4 protein-coding genes and 1 pseudogene are annotated in these 6598 nt (G+C 65.5%); 1 reads left to right on the plus strand and 4 read right to left on the minus strand.

Annotated elements, in window-relative coordinates:
* Positions 1 to 231 precede the first annotated feature (231 nt).
* Positions 232 to 840: pseudogene (locus ABT254_RS46330) on the plus strand (ISKra4 family transposase); the annotation flags it as partial.
* 557 nt (positions 841 to 1397) lie between these two features.
* On the opposite strand, the gene ABT254_RS46335 reads toward ABT254_RS46330, so the two are convergent.
* The 4 genes from ABT254_RS46335 to ABT254_RS46350 all read right to left on the minus strand — a co-directional run bounded on the left by ABT254_RS46335 (position 1398) and on the right by ABT254_RS46350 (position 6295).
* Complete coding sequence (locus ABT254_RS46335; RefSeq protein WP_351483739.1) at positions 1398 to 2621, minus strand: DUF6236 family protein; 1224 nt, start codon at positions 2619 to 2621, stop codon at positions 1398 to 1400.
* 496 nt (positions 2622 to 3117) lie between these two features.
* Positions 3118 to 5160 carry a tetratricopeptide repeat-containing protein gene (locus ABT254_RS46340; protein ID WP_351483740.1) on the minus strand — a complete coding sequence of 681 codons (2043 nt, stop codon included), beginning with the start codon at positions 5158 to 5160 and terminating at the stop codon, positions 3118 to 3120.
* Positions 5138 to 5980: a trypsin-like serine peptidase gene (locus ABT254_RS46345; RefSeq protein ID WP_351483741.1), complete on the minus strand. Its 843-nt coding sequence runs from the start codon at positions 5978 to 5980 to the stop codon at positions 5138 to 5140. The genes ABT254_RS46340 and ABT254_RS46345 overlap by 23 nt, the downstream gene beginning before the upstream one ends.
* Positions 5981 to 5989: 9 nt before the next feature.
* Complete coding sequence (locus tag ABT254_RS46350; RefSeq protein WP_351483742.1) at positions 5990 to 6295, minus strand: CU044_2847 family protein; 306 nt, start codon at positions 6293 to 6295, stop codon at positions 5990 to 5992.
* Between the last annotated feature and the right edge of the window lie 303 nt (positions 6296 to 6598).

Genomic DNA, 6598 nt, shown 5'->3' on the forward strand with positions numbered 1-6598 from the left:
ACAGGCCCGCCCGTTCCGCTGGACCAAGACAGCCGACCAGATCATCGACCGGATCTGCCACTACTGCGACAGGATCTCCGGACCAGCTCACTAGGTCGACAGCCCCTGGCCATGGCGAGGCGGCCGAGCTACTTCGAGGCGGAGGACATCGCGATCCGGCGCCTGATACTCGCACACCTCAAGGACTACGCCCGGCTTCTGGAGGAGGCGATCGCCGCCGCGTTCGACTAGGCCCAGGCCCGTGACCGGGACCATAAGCGCACCTGGGTGCTGGTCGACGGGGCCCGCCACCAGCTCGAGTTGATCCAGGCCGAAGCCGGCCGGCGCCACCTCAAGGTGCACGTCCTGCTCGACTTCGTCCACGTGGTCGAGTACGTCTGGGGCGCGGCACACTGCTTCCACAAGGTGGGCACGCCCGAAGCCGAAGCCCAGGTCGCCGGCCACCTCACCACGATTCTCCACCGCCAGGCCGCCCGCGCCGCGACCGAGATCACCGCTCAGGCCGGTCAGAACGGGCTGCGCGGAACCCGGCGCGAGGGAGCCGACGCCTGCGTCCGCTACCTCACCGGCCACCTCGACCACCTCCACTCCGACACTGCGCTCACCGCGGGCTGGCCCATCGCCACCGGCCCGATCGAAGGCGCCTGCCGTCACTTGATCGGCGACCACCTCGACATCACCAGCAGCAGCTGGGGCCTGACCGGCGCCGAAGCCGTGCTCAAGCTCCGCGCTCTCATCGACAACGGCGACTTCGACACCTACTGGGCGCTCCACCTCGCCCGAGAACACCAGCGCCTCTATTCCGCTCCCGACCAGCACGATTACGGCCTCACCGCCTGATCAACCGCCGGAAGCGACCAACTGCTCAGAGGTTCATGGAGCATCATCAACACTCCGTCCCGCCGCACGATGACGTTGGTGCCCCGCTCCTGACCGGAACGTGGCGGGCCTTCGACTACGCCGATCCAGGCGAACCGATAGCGGCATACCGCCACACCGGGTGTGAGCACGGGCCACTCCAGGTCCCGGACCTCATACACCTCGTCGAGGATGGTCGAGAAGGTTGGGGCGCACATGCACCGGTACGAGCTGGCGCCGGCACTGCCGGAGGCGGAGATCAGGGCGTTCGAGGAAGTTCACGGCATCGATCTGCCGACTGAGTACCGGTCCTTCGTCGCGGAGGTAGGCAATGGCCCCTCCGGTCACGGTCACGGGTTGATGCCGTTGACCGTCCCCCGCCCGGAGGGCCGGCGAGGAGTGGGCGGGCCAGTCCACCGTGGCGGGTGGCGGCATCGACGGGAGATGCGGCCGTGGTGCTGGTTGCGGCCGCGGTCCATCCAGGCGCTGATCCCTGCTCTGTCGTAGAGCAGCGCCAGATGCGGGGCGACTGCCTCGCGTCAGCTCAGGCCACCTCTGCCCCAGGACCAGCCTCGAAGCGTCTCAGGCAGCTTCGCTTCTGGATGCATCCTTCTCGCCGCCAGTAGGTACGCCACGGGAGAACGAGCTATCGCATCGCGGCGTGCCTTGAACGTGCCTGCCAGATATGGCAGCACGGTGATAGCCACGGCAGCGCCGGCCAGCGCGACGTGGCCGCCTGCCGCGGCCACCCCACCCAGGAGGGTCCCGGCCGCTGCGTTCACGTCGACCTTCAAAGTCAGGGCCTTCGCGCTGGTTTCGATGCCGACTCCGCGCAGGCTCCCACGCAATTCGTCGAGCTGCGGCTTGGTCGTACTTCTGTACAACGAATTCAGATGGGCGTGCGCGACTGTGATGTCCTCTACGGAGGCGACAGCTTGGAGCTCTTCGCCCAGTGCGGCCACATGCTGATGGAAGGCGGCCAATTGGTCACGATGTCGTTCCCGGAAACGGATGAGCGTCGTCAGACTCGGCCTCTGCCCCTCGAAATCCACCGCCGCCTGAAGCGCCAGGTGCACATAGGCGTTCGTCGGGTTCTCGACGGCGGGTACGGGCAGGGGCGTCCCGCGCAGAAGGTCCGGCAGGCGGTCCAGGGCACCGCTCGCGCGGTGCATCCTCGGGTCATCGGTGGTAAGGGCGAGCCGGTTGCCCGCCGCGACGACGTCGGCCAGAGCCGCCAGATAGATCGATCCCAATCGGTTGGGTACACGAATCCATGAGCTGCCTCGGTTTTCGCCGGAGCGCGTTCGGTGGGCGACGCCCACCCTGTACTCGGCCAGGAGTTCGCCAAGCTCGCGGCTGATCAAGGGGGTGGGGGGACCTGCGTACAGGTCGAAATGGGGCGTCCCGCCCCCGTTGAGGCTCTGGCTGGGCGGTGGGTTGAAGCGCGCGTCGTCGAGGCCATCCAGGGGTGGAAACCACTGCGCGAGCGGTTCACCCTGCGTGTCGATGACTTCGGTGAATGCATCTGTGACGGTCGCGAGGTCGGCTGGGCTCGGAGTGATGTCGAGGATGAAGTCCGTCTCCTCCCGGACTTGCCGAACGCGCTCGGAGTCGGCATCGCGCAGGCCCGCAGGGCGTAGGCGTGTAACTCTGTCCCAGGTGAGGAGGGCTTGCAGTACCCATGAATCCTGTTGGAAGTGCCTCCACGGGTAGTACAGGGCAATCGGCGACACCAAACCTCCGGGCCAATTCACCGTGCGCATCACGTCGTCCCGTCAGACACAAGGACGCGGCAGGACGGTACCAACAGCGATGGAGCATTGGGGTCGCGTTGGCGGATCTGGGTGTGTCAACTGTCGACCAGCAGATGGAGAGAGGCAAACCAGCAGAGCACCAATCTTTGAACACCAACATGCCGCTCCACCAGAGCGGACACCGGACAACGCCAGACTGTCCATTTCGGATGGACCCAGCAGGGCAGACAACCGGCCTAGTTCAGTGAAGTGACCAGGCCGAACGAGATGGCACCGCTCCAGATAGTTCCGGGCATGGCAGTCCCTCCGCAGTAGCCCCGAGCACCACCAGCCTACGAAAACGAGCTGCTCACGGCACGGGAAGCGGGCTCCCCTGGCGTTCGCTGTTCTGTGGCGACCTTCTGAACGAGGGCGCCCTTGAGTGAGGGGATCGGGCTGGCCAGGCGAGGTGAACCCCGGCGGCGGGCAGGATCGGCCGGACGTAGACAACGCACGAGCAGAACGGTCAGTATCGGTTCGTGCCGTGCGTGTGATCGTCGGTACGCGCCTCCGCCGATTCCCAGAGCAGGTCGAAACGCCTGACCCGGGACGCGATGTCGTCGGAGCGCACGTTCAACGTGGTCCTGCCGCCCAAGCCGGCGAAATCTTGTTCTACCTCGTAGGACAATGACTGGTCAAAGAGGATGAAATCCTTGATCACGCCACGTCTGACGTACAGCGGCAGTTGTGAGGGGACCAGCACGCGAGCTTCAATGCCCAGCCCTCGCTGGTCCTCGCACAGCCGTTCCAGTGAGTCGTCGACGTCCTCAGGCCGCTGCACGATGAAGAGTCGACGGATCTTCACGCCGCGCTCCTGCACCGCGTCGGACTCGGTCTCCAGATAGCTGGGGGCGTGCGGGCCGAACCAGAGGTCCCTGGTTGCGCTGGTACTGACGGCGTCGATGGTCTTCTTGGCGCACTGGGTCAGGGAGAGTAGCCAGTCCAGGTTCTCGCCCTCGTAGTCGGCGATCCGCGAGTTGAGATTGCCCATCAGTGTTGCCAGGCGGTCGATCTCTTCAGTGGCGAAGTCGCGAACGATGTCCGGACTGTCCACTCCCAATTGTGTGACGCTGCGGGCCAGCTGTGCCACTCCGTCCGAGCGCAGCACGGAACTGTCGACCTGGCTGAACAACTGGGTGGCCTCGTTGACACGGGCGAAGCTCATCTCCACGACGTCTGCCAACTCGCGGCTGCGCGCGCTCACAGCCTCCTCCATGGTGTCGAGGCGCTCCCCGAAATCAATCAGGTACTGGATGATCAGTGCGCTGCCGCCGATGAGTACGGAGACGGCCAGTTGCCACAGCTGCGACTGCTTAGCGGCCATGGCATTGGTGATGAGGTAGGTACCTGCGGCGACCACCGACGTCACCAAGGCTTTCCGCAGCACGTTCGGTACTCGGACGGGCCGAGGAGTGGCTCTCGGCCGCCGCTCTTCGGGCGTCGTTTCCATGGTTTCGTCCCCCTGGGTGGGCTGATGTTGGCGTGTCGTGCGAGACACCTCCCGCAGTGCGCGGGCGTGGGTGGCTGAGGCGGTGGCGACGAGGTGATGCTCCGGCCCCAGACGCCTCGTCGCCATCTCCACGGCCGACCGGAGGGCTTCCACGGCACGGTCGAAGCGCGGGCTGTGAGGATGAGCGGCGATTCGTGCCGCCTCGAACTCGGCGCAAGCGAGGTTGACCATGGCGGTCACCGTCTGCGGATGGTCGGAACCGAGCGAGGATGCGGCCCTCGCGGTGATCGTCTCCAGGACAAGGACGAGGCGGTCGAGTTCGTGCGTGTCATGCTTCGCCCGCGCCTGCGCGAGTTCGACGACAGCTCTGCTGACCAGCAGGGAGATCTCTCTCGACTCGTTGCCGGTCTCGGCGTCGAGATCTTCGAGTGAGAACTGGTTGACTGTCCGGAAATGGGCGACCGCAGCCTCCTGGGAGGCCTTTCCTGTCCCGTGATCGGCGACGGCGAGCTCTACAGCCGCCAGGATGTTCCTGATGCTGGGATCTTCTGCCCCGGCCGAAGCCCCGGTGGCGCCGAGATACCCGTGGCTTCGCCGCATAGACGCTCGAGCCTGTTCCACCATTCCCAACTGCACTTCTACTGCAGCAAGATTGGCGTCGATGCGGGCGCGCAGTGAGGGTGTCACGGGCGGGCACTCCTCGGATAGCCGCCGCAGCACGTTGTACGCCGATTTGACATCGCCGAGGGACGCGGCCATCACGCCCAGCTGGTTGAGAGCCGCACCCCATTCGGGTGTTCTGGATGTGCGCGGTGAGGAGAGTGCCGTAGCCGCGGTCCGTATCAGGCGCAGCGCGTCGTCGCGGTGGTTGAGAGAGTTGAGCAGCGCCGCCACGTAGCAGACTTCTCTCGCCGACTCCGGGTTTCGTAGGACGGAGTCCGCGACCATCCGGTCCGGTATGTCGGACAGCCGGAACGGCTCGTCCTCGTCGTCGCCTTCGGTATAGGTCAGAGCGCTCTCCGCGCGACGGATAACATCAGTCAGCGTCTCGCTGGTCACGGGTGCCGTCACCTCCAAGCGTTCTGCCGATCATCGCTTTGACTGCGTGTCCCGTGAGACTGACCACCTGGGCCGGATCGAGCAGACCACTGTCCGACCACTCCTTGAGTCGGACGAGGAGGGTCTCCGTCCTGTCCATTTCGGTGTCCAGGCCGACGTCGTTGCCGGGTGCCGCCCCCAGGGTTCGCTGTACCTGCCGGCCTTCCAGAACCCGGTGGAGATGGCCTGTCCGGAAGTACTCGAAGCGGCTCATGGCCTCGTGGATGGTGGCGGCGAACAGCACGTTGGCCGAGCGTCGGGAGTCCTGCCGGTCCGGGTACTGCTCGATGAGGATCCCGATGACCGCTCCGTCGGAGCCCGGAGTGGTCTTCTCCACCGGGCCACCGGAGTAGCCGGCGTAGTCGCCCAGGGTCTGCTCCACGATTAACTGGATTGCCTCGATGAAGGCCCCACCCTCGCAGTGGTACTTGACGGCGTACGCGTCCACCAGGCCGCCCAGGTCAGGGTCGCTGGGCGTGGGGCGGTGCAGCCCGCGCCAGCGGTCGCCGCGGCGCGCATGGTCGGCGTTCGGCAGGGCGAAGGGGACTTCCTGTGGCCGGAGGATCTCCACGATCGCGAGATCCGCCTCCTTTACCCGCCGTCGGACGCACCCTTCCAAAGTCCTACCTGACTCGAAGCGCACGAGTACCTGATCGTCCTGGTGGGACAGTGCGGTCAGGCAGTGGTCGGCAGTGAGGACATAGCAACGAGTCAGCAGGAATCCGGCCCCCAAGTAAACGTCTCCCTGACAGATGTCCACGGCGTAGTCGCGACCGGGCACTGTCGGCCTTCAGGTTCGTTCCACTGTGACGACGACTTCGAAGGACGCCTCGGCGGACGCCTTGGAAAGGATCACCCCTGCCTCCGCCGCGAGCGTCACACCGAACGTCACCTCCAAAGAACTGACGCGCCACCCGTCGCGCTCTTGGAGTCGAGCCAGGGATCTCTGCGCAATACCGGAGGCTGAGACGATCGCCTCCTCCAGTTCCGCGGACCGTTCCTCCAGTGACGCCGTCCCGCGGTTTCTGGCCCGAATCTGACGAGACCCCTGCGAGTCGAGCTCCACCGTCTCCACTCGCACCAAAGAATCAGACATGTCCCCCCACCCCGCCCCATAGCCAGACTTCCGCTGAGTCAGGCATCGAAAAGGGTAGCCAGCTAGGCCGCGCCGCACAGCTGTTATGACCGGAAGAGTCAGAAGCGACATCCGCAACTGCCGGTCTTCGGACCCGGTCCTGGACTGTTCGATTTGCCGTGCCCCGTCGCCAATTTGGGGGTGCCAGTCGGTTGATCAGGTTGACAGGTGAGCTGCCCCGAGTTTCGTAGAGTCCGATCTTGATTGGTTCAGGCGGACTGCGGGGTTTGCTCCTGGCTGCGCCAGAAGGCTTCCTCGTACTCG

It is taken from the genome of Streptomyces sp. NPDC001137 (genome assembly GCF_040298885.1).
GTDB lineage: Bacteria > Actinomycetota > Actinomycetes > Streptomycetales > Streptomycetaceae > Streptomyces.

What these genes read in the sequence shown, in the direction of transcription:
- ABT254_RS46350 (WP_351483742.1), bottom strand. Translation starts at nt 6,295, where the DNA reads ATGTCTGATTCTTTGGTGCGAGTGGAGACGGTGGAGCTCGACTCGCAG.
- ABT254_RS46335 (WP_351483739.1), bottom strand. Translation starts at nt 2,621, where the DNA reads ATGCGCACGGTGAATTGGCCCGGAGGTTTGGTGTCGCCGATTGCCCTG.